This window comes from Mycolicibacterium celeriflavum (assembly GCF_010731795.1).
GTDB classification, from domain to species: domain Bacteria; phylum Actinomycetota; class Actinomycetes; order Mycobacteriales; family Mycobacteriaceae; genus Mycobacterium; species Mycobacterium celeriflavum.
The window spans coordinates 468,103-491,354 of the sequence record NZ_AP022591.1 but is presented as its reverse complement, the minus strand read 5'-3'; the positions used below and the strand labels follow the sequence as shown (position 1 = coordinate 491,354).

General features: G+C 69.7%; 20 protein-coding genes. 5 read left to right on the top strand and 15 right to left on the bottom strand.

Translation table 11 applies throughout. The features are described 5' to 3' along the window. Window positions 1-76 precede the first annotated feature (76 nt). The 13 genes from G6N18_RS02180 to G6N18_RS02120 all read right to left on the bottom strand — a co-directional run bounded on the left by G6N18_RS02180 (window position 77) and on the right by G6N18_RS02120 (window position 15,982). A complete protein-coding gene (locus G6N18_RS02180; RefSeq protein ID WP_083000689.1) occupies window positions 77-1,000 on the bottom strand; it encodes a cell division protein FtsQ/DivIB in 924 nt (307 codons plus the stop codon). Further along, window positions 997-2,442: a UDP-N-acetylmuramate--L-alanine ligase gene (gene murC / locus G6N18_RS02175; RefSeq protein ID WP_083000690.1), complete on the bottom strand. Its 1,446-nt coding sequence runs from the start codon at window positions 2,440-2,442 to the stop codon at window positions 997-999. The genes G6N18_RS02180 and murC overlap by 4 nt, the downstream gene beginning before the upstream one ends. After that, complete coding sequence (gene murG, locus G6N18_RS02170) at window positions 2,439-3,566, bottom strand: undecaprenyldiphospho-muramoylpentapeptide beta-N-acetylglucosaminyltransferase (RefSeq protein ID WP_083000692.1); 1,128 nt, start codon at window positions 3,564-3,566, stop codon at window positions 2,439-2,441. The genes murC and murG overlap by 4 nt, the downstream gene beginning before the upstream one ends. Next, window positions 3,563-5,101 (bottom strand): putative lipid II flippase FtsW, encoded by a 1,539-nt coding sequence (ftsW, locus tag G6N18_RS02165; protein WP_083000693.1) that lies wholly within the window; start codon window positions 5,099-5,101, stop codon window positions 3,563-3,565. Before ftsW ends, murG begins: the two co-directional genes overlap by 4 nt. A 6-nt stretch (window positions 5,102-5,107) precedes the next feature. Then, window positions 5,108-6,574, bottom strand: coding sequence for a UDP-N-acetylmuramoyl-L-alanine--D-glutamate ligase (gene murD, locus G6N18_RS02160; RefSeq protein WP_179962352.1), 1,467 nt, complete (start codon window positions 6,572-6,574; stop codon window positions 5,108-5,110). Further along, the gene (gene mraY, locus G6N18_RS02155) at window positions 6,567-7,646 is read right to left on the bottom strand and encodes a phospho-N-acetylmuramoyl-pentapeptide-transferase (RefSeq protein ID WP_067215402.1); all 1,080 of its coding nucleotides are present in this window, start codon (window positions 7,644-7,646) and stop codon (window positions 6,567-6,569) included. The genes murD and mraY overlap by 8 nt, the downstream gene beginning before the upstream one ends. Then, entirely contained in the window at window positions 7,643-9,184 is a 1,542-nt protein-coding gene (locus tag G6N18_RS02150; protein WP_083000697.1) for a UDP-N-acetylmuramoyl-tripeptide--D-alanyl-D-alanine ligase, read from the bottom strand. The genes mraY and G6N18_RS02150 overlap by 4 nt, the downstream gene beginning before the upstream one ends. After that, window positions 9,181-10,704, bottom strand: coding sequence for a UDP-N-acetylmuramoyl-L-alanyl-D-glutamate--2,6-diaminopimelate ligase (locus G6N18_RS02145; RefSeq protein WP_083000699.1), 1,524 nt, complete (start codon window positions 10,702-10,704; stop codon window positions 9,181-9,183). The genes G6N18_RS02150 and G6N18_RS02145 overlap by 4 nt, the downstream gene beginning before the upstream one ends. Window positions 10,705-10,772: 68 nt before the next feature. Then, window positions 10,773-12,593, bottom strand: a complete 1,821-nt coding sequence (locus tag G6N18_RS02140) for a peptidoglycan D,D-transpeptidase FtsI family protein (protein WP_234806114.1) — start codon at window positions 12,591-12,593, stop codon at window positions 10,773-10,775. A 107-nt stretch (window positions 12,594-12,700) separates the two neighbouring features. Then, complete coding sequence (locus tag G6N18_RS02135) at window positions 12,701-13,726, bottom strand: cell division protein FtsL (protein WP_083000703.1); 1,026 nt, start codon at window positions 13,724-13,726, stop codon at window positions 12,701-12,703. After that, a complete protein-coding gene (gene rsmH, locus G6N18_RS02130) occupies window positions 13,723-14,709 on the bottom strand; it encodes a 16S rRNA (cytosine(1402)-N(4))-methyltransferase RsmH (RefSeq protein ID WP_083000705.1) in 987 nt (328 codons plus the stop codon). Before rsmH ends, G6N18_RS02135 begins: the two co-directional genes overlap by 4 nt. Before the next feature lie 145 nt (window positions 14,710-14,854). Continuing rightward, window positions 14,855-15,286: a division/cell wall cluster transcriptional repressor MraZ gene (gene mraZ / locus G6N18_RS02125; RefSeq protein WP_067215443.1), complete on the bottom strand. Its 432-nt coding sequence runs from the start codon at window positions 15,284-15,286 to the stop codon at window positions 14,855-14,857. A gap of 291 nt (window positions 15,287-15,577) precedes the next feature. Beyond that, window positions 15,578-15,982, bottom strand: coding sequence for an SCO2097 family morphological protein (locus tag G6N18_RS02120; RefSeq protein ID WP_067215425.1), 405 nt, complete (start codon window positions 15,980-15,982; stop codon window positions 15,578-15,580). 228 nt (window positions 15,983-16,210) lie between these two features. On the opposite strand from G6N18_RS02120, the gene G6N18_RS02115 reads away from it, so the two are divergent. From G6N18_RS02115 to G6N18_RS02100, 4 genes are all read left to right on the top strand, one after another. Beyond that, window positions 16,211-16,786: a GNAT family N-acetyltransferase gene (locus G6N18_RS02115; RefSeq protein ID WP_067215447.1), complete on the top strand. Its 576-nt coding sequence runs from the start codon at window positions 16,211-16,213 to the stop codon at window positions 16,784-16,786. A 73-nt stretch (window positions 16,787-16,859) separates the two neighbouring features. Beyond that, window positions 16,860-17,495, top strand: coding sequence for an LppM family (lipo)protein (locus G6N18_RS02110; protein ID WP_083000832.1), 636 nt, complete (start codon window positions 16,860-16,862; stop codon window positions 17,493-17,495). A 119-nt stretch (window positions 17,496-17,614) separates the two neighbouring features. Next, window positions 17,615-18,703, top strand: coding sequence for a bifunctional (2E,6E)-farnesyl/geranyl diphosphate synthase (idsA2, locus tag G6N18_RS02105; protein WP_083000833.1), 1,089 nt, complete (start codon window positions 17,615-17,617; stop codon window positions 18,701-18,703). A 4-nt stretch (window positions 18,704-18,707) separates the two neighbouring features. After that, window positions 18,708-20,285: an alpha-(1->6)-mannopyranosyltransferase A gene (locus G6N18_RS02100; protein ID WP_083000707.1), complete on the top strand. Its 1,578-nt coding sequence runs from the start codon at window positions 18,708-18,710 to the stop codon at window positions 20,283-20,285. On the opposite strand, the gene G6N18_RS02095 is transcribed toward G6N18_RS02100, so the two are convergent. Continuing rightward, window positions 20,206-20,610 (bottom strand): Rv2175c family DNA-binding protein, encoded by a 405-nt coding sequence (locus tag G6N18_RS02095; RefSeq protein ID WP_067215458.1) that lies wholly within the window; start codon window positions 20,608-20,610, stop codon window positions 20,206-20,208. The two genes, G6N18_RS02100 and G6N18_RS02095, sit on opposite strands and share 80 nt — an antisense overlap. Before the next feature lie 67 nt (window positions 20,611-20,677). On the opposite strand from G6N18_RS02095, the gene G6N18_RS02090 reads away from it, so the two are divergent. Next, window positions 20,678-21,859: a protein kinase domain-containing protein gene (locus G6N18_RS02090; RefSeq protein ID WP_083000709.1), complete on the top strand. Its 1,182-nt coding sequence runs from the start codon at window positions 20,678-20,680 to the stop codon at window positions 21,857-21,859. A gap of 6 nt (window positions 21,860-21,865) precedes the next feature. Here G6N18_RS02090 and G6N18_RS02085 read toward each other — a convergent pair whose 3' ends face one another. After that, window positions 21,866-23,251, bottom strand: a complete 1,386-nt coding sequence (locus tag G6N18_RS02085) for a class II 3-deoxy-7-phosphoheptulonate synthase (RefSeq protein ID WP_083000711.1) — start codon at window positions 23,249-23,251, stop codon at window positions 21,866-21,868. Between the last annotated feature and the right edge of the window lies 1 nt (window position 23,252).

Genomic DNA, 23,252 nt, shown 5'->3' with positions numbered 1-23,252 from the left:
GAACGGTAGGGCGAGGTCGCGCGGTTGCCATGCAGGCGCGCCGACGTGTCGCCGATTTTTCGCCACCCTTGTGCGGCTACTTCACTGTCGGCAGGTCCGGGCTCGACACGTCATAGGTCTGTCCGGGCTGGGTGAGCAGCGCCCCGAGTTTCAATGCCTTCTCCTCGGTGCGATCGGTGGTACCCCAGATCACCTGCCTGCCGTCGACGAGTTGCAAGGTGATGGCCGCGACCGAGGGCGCCGCGATCCGCGCGACCTGCGCGGCGACCTCTGGGCGCAGCGACGTCATCACCTGCAGTGCTGCTTTGGTCGGCGCGTCGTTGGGGCCGGGGGTGTCGGTGTCGAGATACGGCACCCCCGGCGGGGGCGGGCCGATCGCGAAGTCGACGCCGTCGCGGTCGAACAGGTGCGGCCCGTCGGGATAGTCCTTGACCACCACCGGCACCCGCTCCTCGATGGTGATCCGCAGAGTCGACGGGTATTGGCGCTGGACACGCGCGCTGGCGACCCGCCGGATCGTCGCGACCCGTTCAGCGACGTTGTCGGTGTTCACCTGCAGAAGCGGCGTGCCCGGCGCGACCGCCGCGGCCGCGACGACCTCCTCCTGTGTCACCGCGCCCAACCCGGTCACCACGGTGTTGCGCACGGACATGACCGGGGTGAAGTACAGCAGCAGGCCGAGTCCGACGACGATCACGCTGGCCAGCGCCGACCACATCAGCACCTTCAAGCCTCGGACCGTGCCGCGGCCGAGTTTTTTGGTGTTGTCGGCGGGCTTACCGAGCGCGCGCCGCTTGGCCTCCCTGCGGGCCTGCTCGATCGCGGTGGCCCTGGCCTGCGCCGCGCGACGCTCCTCCCGCTCCCGGCGTGCCCGCCGTCGCGGCCCCTCGAAATCCGGAGCCGCGGCCTCGGGCGGGTGCGCCGCAGCCTCGGGCGCGTGCGCCGCCGGCTCCGGCGCGTCCGGCTGCTCGGGCGGGCCGCTGTCGGTCGGCTCGGTCATCGCGACCCCGGTGTGCCGCGGTTGGCCTTGATCCGCAGCGCAGCGAGGATTTCGGCGCCGAGGATGGTCACATCACCGGCGCCCATGGTGACGACGACGTCGCCCGGCGCGGCGGCCTCGGCCACGCGCGCCGGCACCGCGGACAGGTCCGGCACGTACGTCGCGGGCACGCTGATGTGTTCGGCGACGCTGGCGCCGCTGACCCCGGCGATCGGTTGTTCGCGGGCCGCGTACACGTCGAGGACGAACACTTCGTCGGCACCGTCCAACGCCTGCCCGAACTCACGCGCGAATGTCTGTGTGCGCGAATACAAATGCGGCTGGAACACCACGATGGACCGGCCACCGGACTGCTGGGTGACCGTGCGCACGGCGCTCAGTGTGGCCCGCACCTCGGTCGGATGGTGCGCGTAGTCGTCGAAGACGCGGACACCGCTGGCCGTTCCGACCAACTCGAACCGGCGTCGGACGCCTTCGAAGCCCGCCAACCCGTCGAGCACGGTGTCGACCGGCGCGCCCACCTCGATCGCGGCCAGTACCGCCGCGATCGCGTTGAGCGCCATGTGCCGCCCCGGTACCGAAAGGCGCATCACCCGCGGGTGCGGTTCGTCGGCGAGCCGGATGTGGGCCACCGCACCGGTGTCGTGCTGCTCCCAGCTCAGCAGCGTGCCCTGCAGGGGCCGGACCGGATCGCTGCCGTACCGCAGCACCCGGATACCTAACTCCGCGGTGCGCTCGGCGAGCGCCGCGGCCCCCGGATCGTCGGTGCAGACAACCAGTGCGCCACCGGGTTTGAGCCGTTCGACGAAGTCGTCGAACACGGCGCCGTACGCCTCGGCGCTCCCGAAGAAGTCGAGATGATCGGCCTCGATGTTCGTCACCACCGCGATGTCGGGGGTGTACTCCAGCAGTGAGCCGTCGCTTTCGTCGGCCTCGGCGACGAAGCAGTCGCCACTGCCGTTGTGCGCGTTGGTGCCGGCTTCGCCGAGGTCCCCGCCCACCGCGAAGGACGGGTCGAAACCGCTGTGCTGCAACGCCACGATGAGCATGGACGTGGTGGTGGTCTTGCCGTGCGTGCCGGTCACCATCAAGGTGGTGTATCCCGCCATCAGCTTGGCCAGCACCACCGGGCGCAGGATCACCGGGATTCCGCGCCGCCGCGCCTCGACCAGTTCGGGATTGGTCTTCGGGATTGCAGCGTGGGTGGTGACCACCGCGGTCGGCCCGTCGGGCAGCAGGTCCAGCGAGGACGCATCGTGCCCGATCCGGATGGCCGCGCCGCGGGCCCGCAGCGCGGCCACCGCGCGCGACTCCTTTGCGTCGGAGCCCGACACCAACCCGCCACGGTCCAGCAGGATGCGTGCGATACCCGACATGCCCGCTCCGCCGATGCCGACCATGTGCACCCGCTGCAGCTCGACCGGCAGCGACTTCGCTTTCATTGCAAGCTCTTTCGACCGGAGCCGCGTGCGACTTCGAGAGCGATCTCGGCGACCCGCCGGGCCGCGTCGCGGTGACCGGCCAGCGCGGCGGCCGCCGTCATCGTCTGCATCCGGCCGGGGTCTGTGAGCAGACTGACGACGGTGTCGGCGACGGCGCCCGGCGACAGGTCGGAGTCCTCGACGATCAGTCCGCCGCCCGCGTTGACCACGGGCAGCGCGTTGAGCCGTTGCTCGCCGTTGCCGATCGGCAGTGGCACGTACACCGCGGGCAGCCCGATCGCGGTCAGTTCGGCGACCGTCATCGCACCGGATCGGCAGATCGCCAGGTCGGCTGCGGCGTACGCCAGATCCATCCGGTCCAGATACGGCACCGCGACGTAAGGCGGATCGCCGTCGGCGGGCTCGCGCAGGTCAAGGGTGTTCTTGGGACCGTGGGCGTGTAACACCGAGATACCCGCAGCCGCAAGGTCTTTGGCCGCAGCCGCCACCGCACGATTGAGAGATTGGGCTCCCTGCGATCCACCGAACACCAACAGCACACGGGCGTCGGGAGCGAATCCGAAGTGGGCGCGGGCCTGGGCCCGCAGTGCCATCCGGTCCAGCGAGGTGATCGCCGCGCGCACCGGCACCCCGACCACCTCGACGCTGCCCAGCCCGGGGTCGGGCACCGCCGAGAGGATCCGCCGCGCCGATCGGGCCCCGACCCGGTTGGCCCAGCCGGCGCTGGCGTTCGCCTCGTGCACCACCACCGGCACCCGCCGGTGTCGGCGCGGGCTGTGCGAGGCCAGATATGCCGGCAGCGCGACATAGCCGCCGAATCCGACGACGACGTCGGCCTGGACCTCGTCGAGCACCGCCCTGGTCTGCCGCACCGCCCGCCGCAGCCGCACGGGCAGGCGGATGAGATCACCCGAGAGTTTGCGCGGCAGAGGCACCGGCGTGATCAGTTCGAGGTGGTAGCCCCGTTGGGGCACCAGCCGGGTTTCGAGGCCGCGCGATGTGCCCAGCGCGGTGATCCGCACGTTCGGGTCGAGCGCGGCCAGGGCGTCGGCCACCGCCATCGCCGGTTCGACGTGTCCCGCGGTGCCGCCGCCCGCGAGTACCACGGAGACCGTGTCGTTCACCCGTAACGCTGACCTTCCAGTGCGCGCCGCCGGCTTCTGTCCGTGCGGCCGCCTCCATGATGCCTTGCGGCCCGTACCGGCCCGCCGGCCGTCTTACCTTTGCGGCGGCCGTCGGCGGCCTGCTTACGCACGGGCTTGGAGGCCTGCTTGGCCGCGGGCTTGGCGGGCCGGGTGCCTTTACCCTTCCCCGGTTTGCCCGATCGCTCGGCGCCGCGCCTGCTGAGCCGGTCGCGCAGCGCCTCGGTGCGCGACGGCACATAGGGTGCGGGCAGCGGCAACCGCAGCAGGTTGTTGACCCGATCGTCGCGGCCGGCTCGCAGCGCCGCCACCGCCTCGGGTTCGTGCCGCGCCGCGTTCGCCATGATGCCGATCATCAGAAGCGTTGTCGCCGTTGATGTTCCGCCAGCCGAAATGAGCGGCAGCTGCAGCCCGGTGACCGGTAACAACCCGACCACATAGCCGACGTTGATGAATACCTGGCCCATGATCCACAGCGTCGCGGTGGCGGTCAGCAGGCGCAGAAACGGGTCGGCAGAGCGCCGGGCGATGCGCATACCGGTGTAGGCGAACAGACCGAACAGGCACAACAGTCCGGCAGCGCCGATGAAGCCCAGTTCCTCGCCGATGATCGCGAAGATGAAGTCGTTGTGCGCGTTGGGCAAGTAATTCCACTTGGCCGCGCCCTGGCCCAGACCGTCCCCGAACACCCCTCCGTTGGCCAGCGCGAACCGCGCCTGACGGGCCTGATACCCCGAACCCTGCGCGTCGGCCGCCGGGTTCAGCCACGACTGCACCCGTGCGGACCGGTAGCCCTCGGCCATGGCAAGTACGGCGGCCGACACCACGACCATGAACAGTGAGGACACGAACACCCGCAGCGGCAGCCCGGCATACCACAGCAGACCCAACAGGATGATGCCCAGCGACACGGTCTGCCCCAGGTCGGGCTGCGCGACGATGAGTGCGAGTGCGACGAACGCGGCCGGCACCAGCGGGATCAACATCTCCTTGAGCGAGGCCTGTTCCATGCGACGGGCGGCCAGCAGGTGCGCACCCCAGATGGCGAATGCGATCTTGGCAAGCTCCGAGGGCTGCATCGACAATCCCGCGACCACGAACCAGCCCCGGGAGCCGTTGGACACGGTGCCGATTCCTGGGATCAGCACCAGGATCAGCAGCACGATCGTGATCGCGAAGCCGGAGAAGGCCAGGGTGCGCATCAATTGGATGGGCACACGCAACGCGAGGTAGAACGCGAACAGCCCGACCACCGTCCACAGCACCTGCTTGCCGAACACCACCCACGGCGAGCCGTCCTGGTCATAGGAGTACACCCCGGAAGCCGACAAAACCATCGTCAGCCCGAGCGTGGTCAGCAGGGCGGCCACCGCGATGATGAGGTGAAACGACGTCATCGGTCGGCCGAGCCACGCGCCGAAACGGGTTCGGGGCCCGGCCGTTTCGGGCGCCGGCTCTGCCGGCTTGTCCTCGGCGCCCGCCCTGCGAAGCCGCAGCCGGGTCAGGATCGCGCTCATCGCCCGCTATCCGGACAGGGCGCGCACGGCGTCGGCGAATGCGTCGCCGCGGTGGCTGTAGCCGCTGAACTGGTCGAAGGAGGCGCCGGCGGGGGCCAACAACACGGTGTCGCCCGCGCGGGCGAGCTCCCGGGCCGCGCCGACGACCGCGGCCATGATCGCGTCCCCGGAGGAGGCGTCCGGGAGCTTGATCACATTGGTAACAGGACTAACATCCGACCCAATTGTCCCTTGCACCCCAAAATCCTCCCCCGTCACAACCTCGATGACGGGGACATCCGGGGCGTGTCGCGATAACGCCTCGGCGATCGTCGTCCGGTCCCGGCCGATCAGCACCGCTCCGACCAGCCGATTCGCCACGGAAGCGAGCAACTCGTCGACCGATGCGCCCTTGAGGAGGCCGCCGGCCACCCACACCACCCGCGGGTATGCGGCGATCGATGCCTGGGCAGCGTGTGGGTTGGTCGCCTTGGAGTCGTCGACGTAGGTGACCCCGGCGACCGTCCCGACGACCTGGGCACGATGCCTGCCGACCTGGAAGCCTGCCAATGCATCGGCGATGGCGCTCGGTGGCACGTCGACCGCGCGGGCGAGGGCGGCCGCGGCCAGCGCGTCGAGCACCCCGACCGGACCGGCTACCGGGATCGACGCCGCTTCGATGAGCGCAACCCGGTCGCTGAATGCGTTGTCGACGAGCGTGCCGCCGACCACGCCGAGTTCACCGGCGCCGGGCTCACCCAGGCGGAAGCCGACGCGGGTCGCGGCGGCGGCGCTGTCGAGCAGGCCCGCCGCGACCGGGTCGTCGAGTCCGACCACCGCGACGCGCCCGTCCAGCACGCGGGCCTTGTCGCGTGCGTAAGCCGCCATCGAGCCGTGCCAGTCGAGGTGGTCCTCGGCGACGTTGAGCACCACTCCCGCGTCCGGTCGCAGCGACGGCGCCCAGTGCAGCTGGAAGCTGGACAACTCGACCGCGAGCAGGTCGGATGGCTCGGCCAGCACGTCGAGCACCGGGTTGCCGATGTTGCCGCACAGCACAGCGCGTCGCCCGGCCGCCAGCAGCATTGCGTGCAGCATCGAGGTGGTGGTGGTCTTGCCGTTGGTGCCCGTGACGACCAGCCAGCGCCGCGGCGGACCGAACCAGCCGGCCCGGTCCAGCCGCCAGGCCAGCTCCACGTCACCCCAGATCGGCACGCCCGCGGCCGCCGCCGCGACCAGCACCGGCGTGGTCGGCGCGAAGCCGGGGCTGGTGATCACCAGCGCGTAGTCGCCGATGTTCGCCGCGGCCTCGGCGGTTGTGACGACCGTCGCGGGCGTGATCAGCCGCTGCAACGCCAGCGGATCGTCGTCGCAGATCGTCAGCCGCACACCGGTCGGCTCGAGCACGGCGCTCACGGAGCGGCCGGTCAGACCCGCCCCGGTCACCAGCACGCGGGCCCCGGGTACCAGCGGCTCGATCCGCACCATCTCAGGCACCGACGGTGGTCAGCCACTCGCTGTAGAACAGCGCGACACCGAGCCCGCAGGCGATCGCGGTGAGCAGCCAGAACCGGATGATCACCGTGGTCTCCGCCCACCCGACCAGCTCGAAGTGGTGGTGGAACGGCGCCATCCGGAACACCCGGCGGCCGGTGGTGCGGAACGCCATGATCTGCACGACGACCGACACCACCTCGGCGACGAACAGGGCACCGAGCACGACGGCCAGCATCTCGGTGCGGCTCGCGACCGACAGCCCGGCGATGATGCCGCCCAGCGCCAGCGATCCGGTGTCGCCCATGAAGATCTTGGCCGGCGCGGCGTTCCACCACAGGAAACCGATGCACGCCCCCGCGGTCGCGGCCGCGATGATCGCCAGGTCCAGCGGGTCGCGCACGTTGTAGCACCCGAGCCCCGGGCTGGTCGCGCAGGCGTTGCGGAACTGCCAGAACGTGATCAGCACGTAGGCCGCACACACCATCGCCATCGCGCCCGCGGCGAGCCCGTCCAGCCCGTCGGTGAAGTTCACCGCGTTCGACCAGGCGCTGACCACAACGACGCAGAACAGGACGAACAGCAGCGGCGGCAGCGTCACGGTGGCGATCTCACGCACATACGACAGCTCGGCGCTGCCGGGCGTCAACCCGTCGGCGTTGCGGAACTGCAAGGCCAGCACGCCGAACAGCATCGCGGCGGCCAGGATTCCGAGCGTCTTGGCGGTCTTGTTCAAGCCGAGGTTGCGTGAGCGCCGGATCTTGATCAGGTCGTCGACGAAGCCGACGACGCCCAGCGCGGTGGCCAGGAACAGCACCAGCAGGCCCGACGCGGACGGGCCCCTGCCGTCCATCACGACGCCCACCAGGTGCGTGCCCAGGTAGCTGGCCCAGATGCCCGCGACGATCGCCACCCCACCCATCGACGGCGTGCCGCGCTTCTTGTGGTGGGTCGGCGGCCCGTCCTCGCGGATCTCGTGGCCGAAGCCCTGCCGGGTGAACAACCGGATCAGCAACGGGGTGAGCAGGATCGAGACCGTCAGCGCGATGCCGACGGCGATGAGGATCTGCCTCATGCGTTCGGGTCCAGGTCTTCGGCGGACCCAAGATCGAGCAAAGCGTCGGCCAACGCGCCCAGCCCGGCCGCGTTGGAGGCCTTCACCAACACCACGTCTGACGGTTGCAGTTCGGCGCGCAGCAGGGCCAGCGCCGCGTCGGCGTCGGCGACCATGGTGGCCTCAGCCCCCCACGATCCCTCCATCACCGCGCCGTGGTGCATGGCGCTCATAGTCCTCCCGGTTCCGACGACGATGAGTCGTGACACATCTAATCGCACGGCCAGTCGGCCGATGCGGTCATGCTCGGATATCGCGTCGTCGCCGAGTTCGGCCATCTCGCCGAGTACCGCCCAGCTGCGGCGGAGCCCCCCGCCTCCCCTACCCTCCGGGTGTGGGCCCACGCGGGCCATCCAAGCGAGCGCCTTGAGCCCCGCGCGCATCGAGTCGGGGTTGGCGTTGTAGGCGTCGTTGATGACTGTGACTCCGTCGCTGCGGGTCGTGACCTGCATGCGGTGCTTGGACACCGGCCCGGCGGTGGCGAGCGCGGCCGCCACCTGCTCGAGAGAGGCGCCGCACTCCAGCGCGACGGCCGCCGCACACAGGGCGTTGGAGACCTGGTGGTCGCCGTGCACTGCCAGCATGACCTCGACGTGTCGGCCCCCGGCGTGCAGGGTGAACCGCGGCCGGGCCAGCTCGTCGAGCGTGACCCCCTCGGCCCAGACGTCCACGTCCCGGCCGCCGGGCTCCCGGGACACCCTGACCACCCGTGCGGCGGTTTGCGTGGCCATCGCCGCCACCGCGCTGTCGTCGACGTTGAGGACTGCCGCACCCGACGCTGGAACAGCTTGGGGCAGTTCTGCTTTCGTCGCCGCTATCGCCTCGCGGGAGCCGAACTCGCCCAGGTGTGCGGTGCCCACGTTCAGCACGACCGCGATGGACGGCGTGGCGATGGCGGCCAGCGCCGCGATGTTGCCGCGGTGGCGAGCCGACATCTCCAGCACCAGATAGTCGGTGGCCCGCGTCGCGCGAAGCACCGTCCACGGATGACCGAGTTCATTGTTGAACGACCCCGGCGGCGCGATCACCTCGCCCAGCGGCGCCAGCACCGCGGCCACCAGATCCTTGGTCGAGGTCTTGCCGGACGATCCGGTGATGCCGATGATCGTGAGTCCGCCCGCCACGAGTTTCGCGGCGACCGCGGCAGCCAGCTTCGCCAACGCCGCCAGCACCGCTGCGCCGGAGCCGTCGGAGTCGTGCTCGAGCACGCCTGCGCCACGGTCGGATGTCTCGGGGGTCGGATCGACGACGATCGCGGGCACCCCGACCGGCCGCGCGGCCAGCACTGCGGCGGCGCCGGCGGCTACGGCTCCCGCGGCGAAGTCGTGTCCGTCCGAACGGGCTCCGGGCAGCGCGAGAAAGAGGCCGCCTGGCGTGACGGCCCGCGAATCGAACTCGACCGTGCCGGTGATCCGGGTGGCCGCTGCGTTTTCGGCGGAGATGTCGGCGAGCCGGCCGCCGACGATCTCGGCGATTTCGGCGATCGTGAGATCGATCATGGCCGGTGGCCCGCTGCCTCGAGGGCGTCCGCCAGCGCCTCGCGGTCGTCGAACGGGCGGGTCACCCCGGCGGTGGTCTGGCCGGCCTCGTGGCCCTTCCCCGCGATCAACACGACGTCGCCGGGCCGCGCCCACGCCACCGCGTGAGCTATCGCTGCGCGGCGGTCGCCGATCTCGACAACCTGGGTGGACCCGCACGACGCTCCTGCCACGATTGCCGCGCGAATCGTGGCGGGGTCCTCGTCGCGAGGATTGTCGTCGGTGACGACCACCAGGTCGGCCAACTCGGCGGCGACGCGTCCCATCGGCTCGCGCTTACCTTGGTCCCGGTTGCCGCCCGCACCGAACACCACCGCCAGGCGGCCTTGAGTCTGCGCCCGCAACGTCTCCAGCACCGCCTGCAGCGCGCCGGGCTTGTGCGCGTAGTCGACCAGCGCCAGGAAGTCCTGTCCGCGCTCGACGGCTTCCAACCGCCCCGGCACGGTCGCGTTGCGCAATCCGGGCGCGGCCTGTTCGGGCGACACGCCGACCGCGTCGAGCAGCGCGGCCGCGAGTAGGCAGTTGGCGACGTTGTAGCGACCCGGCAGCGCGATCCGCAGGCCGTGATGCACACCGGCTGGGTCGACCGCGAAGAACTCCTGCGCGTTGCGGTCGACGGTGACGATGTCTTCGACACGCCAGTCGGCATCGCGTCCGGTCGCACTGACCGTGACCGGGTCGCGCGCCAGCCTGGCCATCTCCCGGCCCGCATCGTCGTCCACGCACAGCACGGAAACGTCTGCGCAATTGCGGGATTCGGGATCGAACAACCGCGCCTTGGCCTCGAAGTAGTCGCGCATCGTGGGATGAAAGTCGAGATGGTCGCGGGACAGGTTGGTGAACCCTGCGACCGCGAACCGCACGCCGTCGACGCGGCCCAGCGACAACGCATGGCTCGACACCTCCATCACGACCGTGTCGACCCCCTGCTCGACCATCACCGCGAGCAACGCCTGCAGATCGGGCGCTTCGGGCGTGGTGAGGGCGCTGGCCTGATCCCGTCCGTCGACTCGGACACCCACGGTGCCAATCAACCCCGCGACCCGCTCCGCCGACCGCAGCCCGGCCTCCACCAGATACGTGGTGGTGGTCTTGCCGGAAGTGCCCGTAACCCCGATGACACGCAGCCGCTCGGACGGTCGGCCGTACACCTCGGCGGCCAGCTCGCCGAGAACCGAGCGCGGGGACCTGTGGAGGAGGACGGGGACGTCCACCTCGGCCCCCAGGAGCGCCAGCCCGTCCGGATCGGTCAGGACGGCGGCCGCACCGCGGGCGACCGCCTCACCCACGTGCCGGCCGCCGTGCGACGACGTACCGGGCAGCGCCGCGAACAGGTCGCCGGGCTCGACGTCGGCGCTGCGCAACGTGACCCCGGTGACGTTGATCTGCGGCACGGCTCCGCCCGCGGCGGGCACCGCCTGGACCTGCTCGGCCAGTGGCCCGAGCGCGGGGCCGGCTGGATGGCTGGGTCGCAGGTTCATGGCGAGAGAACACCCTACCGACCGGCACTCTGGCCGCCGCCGCATGTCGGAGGCCGTCGCTGCCGCTGTCAGGTGGCTTGCAGCGTCAGCTGCGGGCCGGGATCCGGCGAAAGCGGCACGTTCTCGCGCTGCAGCAGCCACGACGTGATGTTGTGGAACAGCGGCGCTGCCGTCGTTCCCGGCTGCCCGTCGGCGGTGCGCTGCGGGTCGTCCATCATGATGCCGACCACGTAACGAGGATCGTCGGTGGTGGCGATGCCGGCGAAGGTGATCCAGTAGACGTCGTCGTAGTAGCACCCGCAGGCCGGGTTGATCTGCTGTGCCGTACCGGTTTTCCCGGAGATCTGATACCCCTCGACGGCGGCCTGCCAGCCGGTCCCCTGCTGTTCGCCCATGGGATCGCGTTGCACCGTGGCCCGCAGCATCTGCCGCACCGTCTGCGCGGTCTTCGGCGACACCACCCGTACGCCCTCGGGCCGCGGCTCATCTGTGCGGGTGCCGTCGGGAGCGATGGTGGCCTTGACGATGCGTGGCGGGACGCGCACACCGTCGTTCGCGATCGTCTGGTACATGCCCGTCATCTGCAGCAGCGTCATCGAAAGACCCTGTCCGATGGGAAGGTTGGCGAATGTGCTGCCCGACCACTGGTCGATCGGCGGGACCAGACCCGCGCTCTCGCCCGGCAGCCCGACCCCGGTGCGCTGCCCGAGGCCGAACTTGCGCAGCATCTCGAAGAAGCGCTCGGGGCCGAGACGCTGGGCCAGCATCAGCGTGCCGACGTTGGAGGACTTACCGAAGATCCCCGTGGTGGTGTAGGGCATCGTGCCGTGCTCCCAGGCGTCGCCGACGGTGACGCCGCCCATGTGGATCGAACCCGGCACCTGCAGCACCTCGTCGGGATGCGACAACCCGTACTCGATGACGGAGGCCGCGGTGACGATCTTGTTGACCGAACCGGGCTCGTACGGCGACGACACCGACGGGTTACCCAGTTCGCGGTCCTCCTGGCGGCCGATGTCCTGGCTCGGATCGAACGTGTTGTCGTTCGCCATCGCCAGTACCTCACCGCTTTTCGCGTCCAGCACGACGGCCGAGACGTTCTTGGCACCGGACAGGTTCTTGGCCTGCTGCACCTGCTGCTGGACGTAGAACTGGATGTCGTCGTCGATGGTCAGCATCACCGTGGAACCGTCGACTGCGTCGTGGCGGTTGCGGTAACTGCCCGGGATGACGACACCGTCGGAACCGCGGTCGTAGGTGATCGATCCGTCCGTGCCCGCCAGCACGGCGTCCAGCGAATCCTCGAGGCCGAGCAGGCCGTGCCCGTCCCAGTCGATACCGCCCACGATGTTGGCGGCCAGCGAGCCGCCCGGATACTGGCGCAGATCCTGGCGCTCCGAACCCACCTCGGGGAACTTGGTGGTGATCGCGTCGGCGATCGCCGGGTCGACCGCACGCGCTAGGTAGACGAAAGTCTCACTGCTCTTGAGTTTCTTGAGCACGGTGGCGGCGTCGGGCTTGTTGTTCAGCCGCGACGCCACCTCGGCGGCGATCTCACGCAATCTGCGGTTCGGTTCGGGCGCCTCGGTGGATTTCGCCCTGGCCTCCTCCAACTGCTTGCGGACCTTGACCGGCTGAAAGGTCAGGGCGCGGGCCTCGATCGTGAAAGCGAGCTTGTCGTTGTTGCGGTCGATGATCGAACCGCGGACAGCCTTCTCGACGTCGACGACCTTGAGCTGGCCCGCGGCCTCGGCGCGCAGCCCCTCCGCGCGAGGCACCTGAAGGTTGAACAGCTGACCGGCCGCGAGGACCAGCACCAGGAAGATGACAGCGTTTCCGACCCGGTGCCGGAACACGAAAGACGCGCTGCGCAGCCCGGTTCCGGCCATCGGCGCGCGAGTGCGGCGGGACCTGGCCGACCGTTCCTGCGAAGCGGCAACGGATTTGCGGCGGGCGTCCGCAGCATCGCCATGGCGGCGCCGGCGCTCCCCGCGGCTCATGCCCCAGCGCCTGCCGGCGCCGGGACCGCGGGGCTGAACTGCTCGGCACCCGGTACCGGGCCGGGCAGCGCCTGCTGGGTCGGGACGTGCGGTGCGCCGAGCGGAGCGGTCTGCATGTGATCGCCGGGTGGGACGATCGGCGCGGTAGGCGGCGTCGCGGGGGCGGGACCGGGCAGCGGCGGCTGTCCCGGAACCGCGTGCGGCACCTGGGCGCTCGGCGGCACTGCTGTCGCTGACTGGGGCGGTTCCGCGCGGGACGGCATGCGGACGGTGAGCTCACGGGGCTCGACGACCCGCGGCGCGGGCGGCCGCGGCGCCGGCGGCGGCGCCTCGTCGGGCAGCGGGGTGTTGAGCGGCGGAGGCGGAACCCCTTCGGCGGGCTTGGGTGTGCCGACCACTACCCAGTTGCCGGCGGGATCCTGCACCAGGTGTGCAGTATCGCGAGACGGGATCATCCCGAGGTCGCGGGCGGCTTCGGCCAACGCGGGTGCGGCCTGAGCCTCGAGCACATCGCGCTCCAACGCTTCCTTCTGTTGCAGCAGAGCCTGATTCGTCTCGCGGGCGCTGCCCAGCCGGTACGACCGCTCCGCCGCGTCGGTGGACAGCCACAATGTGGTCCCGAGGCCGAATCCGAGCGAGCCGATCACGAGGACCACGAACGGCACCCTGGCCATCAGGGCGCGCGGATTCAGCTCGATCGAGGCCAGCTTGACGATGATGCGTTCGCGTAGCGGTGGCCGGACGACCTTCGGCGCCTTGGCTTTTCGGGCCTTGGCCCGCGCCTTGGCCTGGCTGGCGTTCTTCGGCCGGCCCGGCGCGTCGGACGGGCGCGGAATGGGGTTGGTCTGCGGCGCAGAGCGCAGCGGTCGCTGCTCACGAGCTGGCTTGCGTCGCGCCTGCGCATCCCCCGAGCGACGCGCAGCACCGCGGCTGGTGCGCCGACGCTCGTCGCCGGCGCGCACCGCTGCCCTTCGCTTGACCTGCTTGCCCTGCTTGGCTTGCTTTGCCTGCTTGGCTTTCATCTGGCGGCCCCCACCTTCTCCAGTGCCCGTAGCCGCACGGGCGCGCTACGCGGGTTTCGTTCGATCTCCTCGGGAGTTGCGCGCTCGGCGCCGCGGGTCAGGGCGACGAACTCCGGGCCGTGACCCGGCAGTTCGACGGGCAGGCCTGGTGGCGTCCTGGACGCCGTGGCGGCCGCAAAGGCCGATTTGACGATGCGGTCCTCCAACGACTGGTAGGCCATCACGGCGATGCGGCCCCCCGGGGCGAGAGCGCTCAGCGCTGCGGGCAACGCGGCACGCAACGAGTCCAACTCGCCGTTGACCGCAATGCGCAGCGCCTGGAACGTGCGCTTCGCCGGGTGGCCGCCGGTGCGCCGCGCGGGCGCGGGAATCGCTTGATAGAGCAGCTCGACCAACTCGCCGGTGGTGCGGAAGGGCTGGCGCGTGCGGCGGCGCACGAGCGCAGCGGCGATCCGCCCGGCAAAGCGCTCGTCGCCGAACTCGCGCAACAGCCGGGTCAGCGACTTCTGGTCGTAGGTGTTGACGACATCCGCTGCCGTCAACTCTGCGTCGGGGTCCATCCGCATGTCCAGCGGCGCGTCCGTAGCGTAGGAGAACCCGCGCTCGGTGCGGTCCAGCTGCATGGAGGACACACCGAGGTCGAACAGCATGCCGTCGGCTTTGCCCGTGCGCCAATCGGTTTCACTCAAGGCGGTCGCGATGCCGTCGTAGCGGGTGCGCACCAACGTCACCCGGTCAGCGAACCGCGACAACCGCTCCCCCGCGATCCACAGCGCGTCGGGGTCGCGGTCCAGGCCGATCAGCCGTAGCCCGGGCAGTTCGGTCAGGAACCCCTCGGCGTGTCCGCCCGCGCCGAGGGTCGCGTCGACGAGCAGCGCACCCTCACCGGATGAGCTGTGCCGCGTGAGCGCGGGTTTGAGGAGTTCGACGCAGCGGTCCAGCAGGACCGGGATGTGTCCGTGGTCTCCGCTGCGCCGTTCCATCGCCTTCCCTCCGTCCAACGCCCCTGCACCGGGGTCCCTGTCCGAGAGCGCGGACCTGGCGTTGGGGAAGTACGCCAGGGCCGGTTCGGGCAGAGACCGCGATGCACGGACCAGATGTCGGCCGCTGTGCCGGTCGACCGCCGGATCAGATGATGTCGTGCAGAGCTTCATCGGTGGCCGCGGAGAAGTTCTCTTCGTGGGTCTGCTGGTACTCCTGCCATGCTGTCGAATCCCAGATCTCCAGGTAATCGACCGATCCGATCACCACGCAGTCCTTGGACAGGTTCGCGTAGCGACGGTGATCGGCCGACAAGGTGATCCGGCCTTGCCCGTCCGGGTGCTGCTCGTCGGTGGCCGCGGCCAGGTTCCGCAGGAAAGCGCGTGCTTCGGGATTGCTTCGCGATGCCTGCGACGCCCGTCGTGCCAGCTTCTCGAACTCGGCGCGCGGGTAGACGGCGAGGCTGTGATCCTGACTTTTGGTGACCATCAACCCTCCTGCCAGCGCGTCGCGGAACTTGGCGGGCAGCGTGAGCCGCCCTTTGTCGTCGAGTTTCGGCGTGTAGGTGCCGAGAAACATCTCGCCGACCTCCCTGCCGCCCGGAGCCCCGGTCGCTCCGGTGTCTGCCACTTTACCCCACATTCCCCCACTCTCCACCATTTACAGCGGGCAATTCTGCTGACGTCCCCACCATGACCCCACAGGCTGGGGTCAACGGATCAACCGCGACCGGGCGACCGATGCGGTAGGCAGGGAAAACGCTGCTAGAAGGCGTGCAGCGCCGTGGTGGGGAGCAGTGGGGCGCGATGGCCCGCCCGCCCATGAAAAAAGGGGCAGCCCGTGACGGGCTGCCCCTGTATCGGCGTGTAGCTACTCGTCGAAGCGGCGCCTGAACCGATCTTCCATGCGGCTGGCGAACGATCCGCCCGGACCCTTGCTGCGCTTCTGGCGCGGCGCGCCGGGCTCGGGAACCGCGCGGTCGCGGCCGCCGGGTACCCGCGGGCCGGTGATCGCATACACGACACCGCCGAACATCACGATGAAGCCGAGGACCGAGAGCACCGGGAAGCCACTGATCTGGGTGGCCGGGAACGCGACACCCGACACCAGCATCGCGAGGCCGATCACGAACAGCGCGGCGCCTTGGATGCGGCGCCGGGTTGAGGGAGCGCGCAGGGTTCCGCCGCGAACACTCGAAGCGAACTTCGGGTCCTCGGCATAGAGCGCGCTCTCGATCTGGTCGAGCATGCGCTGCTCATGATCGGAGAGTGGCATTCGTCCCTCCCTCGGAAACCCTGGGCCGACTGCGGCCGTCTCGAAGTCCAAACTCGTCGGCGCCCGCCTTCCGGGCACCTAACAGTCATGATACGAGGTCGATCTGAGCCGTACCACCCAGTTCGACGCCCGATTGTATGACGTAAGACCGTCGTTTGGAGAGCGCGGGCGGCTGCGCTCGATAATGGTGTGGACGACACCGCAAGGCACGCGGAGAGGCAGGCACAGTTGGCGACATTTCTCATCGATCTGTCGCCGGGCGATATGCAACGCCGGCTCGGTGACGCGCTCGCCGTCTACGTCGATGCGATGCGCTATCCACGCGGCACCGAGGACCAGCGGGCGTCGATGTGGCTCGAGCACACCCGCAGGCCGGGATGGAAGGCCGTCGCCGCGTTCGAGGGGCCTGACGCCGATCCGGCCACCGCCTCCATCCTCGGCGTCGCCTACGGCTACTGCGGCGCACCGGACCAGTGGTGGCAACAGCAGGTCGTGGCCGGGCTGCAACGCGTGGGGGCGGACCGCAGGCAAATCTCAGAGTTGATGACGAACTACTTCGAGCTCACCGAGTTGCACATCCACCCCCGTGCTCAGGGCCGTGGGCTCGGTGAGGCGCTGGCCCGCAGACTGCTCGCCGACCGGCAGGAGTCCTATGTGCTGCTGTCGACGCCGGAGATCAACGGCGAGGCGAACCGGGCGTGGCGGCTGTACCGCAGGCTGGGGTTCACCGACGTCATCCGCGGCTACCACTTCGCGGGCGACCCGCGCGCTTTCGCGATCCTGGGCCGGTCACTGCCACTGTGACCGGAGCGTCTGGCACGATGACCTCGTGCCGGCCCGCCACCGCAGCAGCAGAACCCGGTTGCTCACGCTCGTGATGCTGACACTCGTCGTGCTGCCGACGGTCGTCGGCTGCGTTCGGGTGCGGGTGTCGATCACGGTGTCCCCCGACGACCGGGTGTCCGGACAGATCGTCGCCGCGGCCAAACCGCGGAACGCCGACGACAAGGGCCCCCAACTGTTGAACAACCTGCCGTTCGCCAACAAGGTGGCGGTCTCGGAGTACAGCCGCGACGACTACGTCGGTTCCCAGGCGGTGTTCTCCGACCTCACCTTCGCCGAGCTGCCCCAACTGGCGAACATGAACCGCGATGCCGCGGGTGTCGACATCTCGCTGCGCCGCGCCGGCGATTTGGTGATCCTCGAGGGCCGCGCTGACCTCACCTCGCTCAACGACTCGGAGGCCGACGTCTCGCTGACGGTGTCATTTCCCGGCGAGGTCACCTCGACCAACGGCGATCAGGTGTCCACCGAGATCGTCGAGTGGAAATTACGGCCCGGCGTCGTCAGCACGATGAACGCCCAAGCCCGCTACACCGACCCGAGCGCCCGGTCGTTCACCGGCGCGGCGATCTGGCTGGGCCTGGGCTCGTTCGTGGTGGCCGGCATCATCGGCGCGTTGGCCTACATGAGCCGTGACCAATCGCCGCGGGTGGGCGACGCGCGCGATTAGCCCGCATCGGGGCAGGTTCGGCCCACCCGTCGTTGCTTGCTAGAACGGCATCGGCAGGCTCTACGCTGAAGGCGTTCGGGGCCGGGGTGAAGGCACAGAGAAAGGGGCGCCCGCTGAGCGTGCATGCAGCGGCACCGTCAGCCGTCGAGTTGGCCGGCGCCGTCACCGAGCAGCTGCGCGGTCTACTGCAGGACCGGCGCAGCGAATGTGCGTACATGGGCGACGACTACGCCGAATTGACCGCTGCGCTGGAGGAATTCGTGCTGCGCGGTGGTAAGCGGCTGCGGCCCGCCTTCGCGTACTGGGGTTGGCGGTCGGTGGCCGACCGGTCCGAGGACCCGCTCGACCCGGATGTGTTGCGGTTGTGCTCGGCACTCGAACTGCTGCACGCGTGCGCGCTGGTGCATGACGACGTCATCGACGCGTCGGCCACGCGCCGGGGACTCCCCACGGTGCACCGGCTATTCGGCGAGCGGCACCGCGTGCACAGTTGGCGCGGCTCGGCCGAGCAGTTCGGCATGTCGGCGGCGATCCTGCTCGGCGACCTGGCGCTGGTGTGGGCCGACGACGTCGTCGCGACCGCCGAGCTGCCCCCCGACGCGGCGCGGCGGGTCCGGCGGGTCTGGGCCGCGATCCGCACCGAGGTGCTGGGCGGCCAGTACCTCGACATCGTCGCCGAAGCCAGCGGCGCGCAGTCGGTGGCCTCGGCGCTGACGGTCAACATCTACAAAACCGCGTCGTACACGATCACCCGGCCGCTGCAACTCGGCGTCGCTGCCGCCGCCGACCGTCCGGACGTCCAAGACGCCTTTCACGATTTCGGCACCGACCTCGGTGTGGCGTTCCAGTTGCGCGACGATGTGCTCGGGGTGTTCGGCGACCCCGCGGTCACCGGCAAACCCTCCGGCGATGACCTGCGGGCCGGCAAGCGCACCGTGCTGCTGGCCGAGGCGGTCGAGCTCGCCGAGAAGACCGACCCGGTGGCTGCCAAGCTGCTGCGCACCTCCATCGGCTCCGAACTGTCCGAGGCCCAGGTCACAGAGCTGTGCGGGGTGATCGAGTCGGTCGGCGCGCTGGACGCGGTGGAGAGCCGCATCGAGGAGCTCACCCGCCGGGCGCTTCAGATCCTCGACGCCGCCGACATCGACCCGCACGCCAAGGCGGGACTGTCCGAGCTGGCCCGGCTGGCCGCGAATCGAACCGCGTGAGAGCATGACCACCCCACCGTCGACGCAGCAGTCGAAAAGCACCTTGGCTCAACATTTTTCGCGGCTGACGTCGTTCGCGAGGTCGCCGCAGGCCCGACCGGCTCGGCTCGGTTTCGTGGGCGCGGTCCTGATCACCGCGGGCGGTCTGGGCGCGGGCAGTACGCGACTGCACGACCCGCTGCTGGAGTCGCTGCACCTGTCGTGGCTCCGGTTCGGGCACGGGTTGGTGCTGTCGTCGATCCTGCTGTGGGGCGGCGTGGCGCTGATGCTGGCGGCATGGCTGTGGCTGGGCCGCCAGGTGGTCAACCGCACCGCAACCGAATACACGATGGTTGCGACGACCGCCTTCTGGCTGGCGCCGCTGCTGCTGAGCGTCCCGCTGTTCAGCCGCGACACCTACTCCTACCTCGCGCAGGGCGCACTGCTGCGCGACGGACTCGACCCGTACGCGGTCGGCCCCGTCGACAACCCGAACCTGTTGCTGGACAACGTCAGCCCGATCTGGACCACCACCACCGCGCCGTACGGCCCGGGCTTCATTCTCATCTCCAAGTTCGTCACGATGCTGGTCGGCGACGACGTGGTCGCGGGCACGATGCTGCTGCGCTTGTGCATGCTTCCCGGCCTGGCGCTGCTGATCTGGGCCGCGCCGCGCGTCGCCCGTCATATCGGCGCCGACGGCGCGACCGCGCTGTGGATCTGCGTGCTCAATCCGCTGGTGATCATCCATCTGATGGGCGGCGTGCACAACGAGATGCTGATGGTGGGCCTGATGATGGCGGGCATCGCGTTGACGTTGAATGGCCGCCATGTGTGGGGCGTGAGCCTGATCGCGGTCGCGGTCGCGGTGAAAGCGACTGCCGGGCTGGCGCTTCCGTTCATGGTGTGGGTGTGGGCCCGCAACTTGCGCCGCGGGCGCGGCTTCTCACCGGTCAAAGCCTTCATGACGGCGACGGCGGCCTCGGCGCTGATCTTGTGCGCGGTGTTCGCGGTGCTGTCTTTCGCGGCCGGAGTGGGCCTGGGCTGGCTCACCGCGCTGGCCGGATCGGTGAAGATCATCAATTGGCTGACGCTGCCCACCGCGGCGGCGAACCTGATCAACGCCTTCGGCGGATTGTTCCTGCCGGTGAACTTCTACGCCGTGCTCGACGTCGCGAGGATCATCGGGATCGCGGTCATCGCGGTGTCACTTCCGTTCGTGTGGTGGCGATCTCGGCACACCGACCGCGAGGCACTGACCGGTATCGCGGTGGTGATGGTGATCGTGGTGCTGTTCGTACCGGCGGCCCTGCCCTGGTACTACACCTGGCCGCTGGCGGTGGTGGCGGCGTTGACTCAGAGCAGACGCTCGATCGCGGTGATCGCGGGCCTGTCCACGTGGATCACCGTGATCTGGAAACCCGACGGGGCGCACGGCATGTATTCGTGGGCGCACGTGCTGTTGGCCGTCGCGTGCGCCGCGGTGGCGTGGTACTCGCTGTACAAGGCGCGACCGGGGGCGGTCAACACGCCATCGCCTGAGCCCGGCGCACCACCTCACGGGCCTGATGCGAGTGAAGAGCGTCAACCGGCCGGGCATTAGCCAAGGCCTCGGTCGCGCCGTCGCGCCTGATCGTCAGCGATGCGTCGGGGGTGAACAGCCAGCGCACGATCTCGGTGTCGTGGTAGCCGCCGTCGTGCAGTACGACCAGTAGACCGGGCAGGGGTTTGACGACTTGGCCGGTGGCGTCGAAGAAGATCTTCGGGACCACGACTGTTCCGTTTCGGCGCACGCCGATCAGATGGCCGTCCCGCAGTTGCTGATGCACCTTGGTCACCGCCACGCCGAGCATCTCGGCGACGGTGGGCAGATCGTAGACGTCCTCGGCCGGGTCGAGGACGTCCTCCGCGGCCGGAATACTGCTCACGGCACCGAGTGTAGATCCGGTCGCAACCGGCCGGAGCCGCGAAATCGACGAGATCGCGCTCCGTAACATGTCTTCGGTGGATTCCTACCCGCACACGGACCCGCTTGCCGGGGCCGTGCTCGACGGTCGGTACCGCGTCGACACCTTGATCGCCACCGGGGGCATGTCCGCGGTCTACCGCGGGCTCGACCTACGCCTCGATCGGCCCGTGGCGCTCAAGGTGATGGACGCGCGGTACGCGGGGGACACGCAGTTCATGACGCGGTTCCAGCGCGAGGCACGCGCGGTCGCCCGGTTGACCGATCCCGGCCTGGTCGCGGTGTACGACCAGGGCATCGACGGGCAGCACCCCTTCCTGGTGATGGAACTCGTCGAGGGCGGCACGCTTCGGGAACTGCTGCGCGAGCGCGGGCCGATGCCCCCGCATGCGGCCGCAGCGGTGCTCGGGCCGGTCCTCGGCGGGCTCGCGGCGGCGCACCGCGCGGGCCTGGTGCACCGCGACGTCAAACCCGAGAACGTGCTGATCTCCGACGGCGGCGACGTCAAGATCGCCGACTTCGGGCTGGTGCGCGCGGTCGCCGAAGCGAAGATCACCTCCACCAGCGTCATCTTGGGCACCGCGGCGTATCTGTCGCCGGAGCAGGTCAGCACCGGCGATGCGGACCCACGTAGCGACGTCTACGCGGTTGGAATCCTGACCTACGAACTGCTGACCGGCCAGACCCCGTTCGCCGGCGACACTGCACTCGCGGTGGCCTATCAGCGGATGGACAACGACGTGCCCGCCCCGAGCTCGACGATCGCCGGCGTCCCAGCGCAATTCGACGCATTCGTGGCGCGCGCCAGCGCCCGCGATCCCGCGCACCGCTATGCCGACGCCGATGAGATGGGCGAGCACCTGGAGGCGATGGTCGACGAACTCGGTTTGCCCCCGTTCCGGGTGCCGGCTCCCCACAATTCCGCCCAGCATGCGTCCGCTGCCCTGCAGCCCGCCGCCGCGCGGACGGCGGTTCCACCGGCGCCGCGCCAACAGACCCGGACGCTACCGCGCGAGGACTGGCCGGCGCCCGAGCCCGAATTCCAGCCGGTGTCGGCGCAGTTCGCTGGAATCGACCTCGATGAGTTCTACTGGGCACGCCAGCGCGCTCGGCGCGCGCTGCTGTTTTGGGTGGTCGCCGTGTTGACGTTGACGGCGCTGATCGCGGCCGCCGCGTGGACGGCGGGTAGCAACCTGCCGAATCTCATCTAGGCGCGATCAGTCGCGCAGCATCTCGGCGACCAGGAACGCGAGTTCCAAACTCTGCTGGGTGTTCAACCGCGGATCGCAGGCGGTTTCGTAGCGCCCGGCGAGGTCGGAATCCGAGATGTCCTGCGCTCCGCCGAGACATTCGGTGACGTTCTCGCCGGTGATCTCGACGTGGATGCCGCCGGGGTGGGTGCCCAGCGCCCGGTGCACCTCGAAGTAGCCCTGCACCTCGTCGACGATCCGGTCGAAGTGGCGGGTCTTGTAGCCGGTGGAGGACTCGTGGGTGTTGCCGTGCATCGGATCGCACTGCCAGATCACCTGGTGGCCGGTGGCCTGCACCTTCTCGATGATCGGCGGCAGCAGGTCGCGCACCTTGTTGTTGCCCATGCGGGTCACCAGCGTCAGCCGGCCCGGCTCGTTGTTCGGGTCCAGCCGCTCGACGTATTCGACGGCGAGCTCCGGTGTCATGGTCGGGCCGAGCTTGACACCGATCGGGTTCGCGATCACCTCCGCGAACGCGATGTGCGCACCGTCGAGCTGACGGGTGCGCTCACCGATCCACACGTAGTGCGCCGACAGGTCGTAGAGCTTGGAGCCCTGCTCCGTGTCGGACAGCCGCAGCATCGCGCGCTCGTAGTCGAGCACCAGGGCTTCATGGCTGGCGTAGATCTCGGCCGTATCCAGGTTGCGGTTGTCGACGCCACAGGCGCTCATGAACGTCAGCGCGCGGTCGATCTCACCGGCCAGCGCCTCGTAGCGGGCGCCCGCGGGTGAGGTGCGGACGAACTCGCGGTTCCAGTCGTGCACCAGGTGCAGCGAGGCCAGTCCGGAGCCGGTCAGCGCCCGCACCAGGTTCATCGCCGCGCTCGCATTGGCGTAGGCGCGCACCAGCCGCGACGGGTCGTGCTCGCGCACCGCGGCGTCGGGCGCGAAGCCGTTGATCATGTCGCCGCGGTATGACCTCAGCCCGAGCGCGTCGATGTCGGCCGACCGCGGTTTGGCGTACTGGCCCGCGATCCGGGCCAGCTTGACGACCGGCACGCTGGCGCCGTACGTGAGCACCACCGCCATCTGCAGCAGCGCGCGAAGGTTCGCCCGGATGTGGGGTTCGGTGTTGTTGACGAAGGTCTCGGCGCAGTCGCCGCCCTGCAGCAGGAATGCCTTGCCGCACGCCACGTCGGCCAGCAGACCCTTGAGCCGCTCGACCTCGGCGGGCACGGTCACCGGCGGGACGCTCTCCAGAACGGTGCGCATGTTCTTGGCCGCATCGGCGTCCCAGCTCGGCTGCTGAACCGCGGGCTTGGCGAGCGCGGCGTCGAGCCGTTGGCGCAGTTCATCGGGCAGCGGCGGCAACGGTGGCAACTGGTCGATGGGTACGTCGACGGTCCAGTTCACC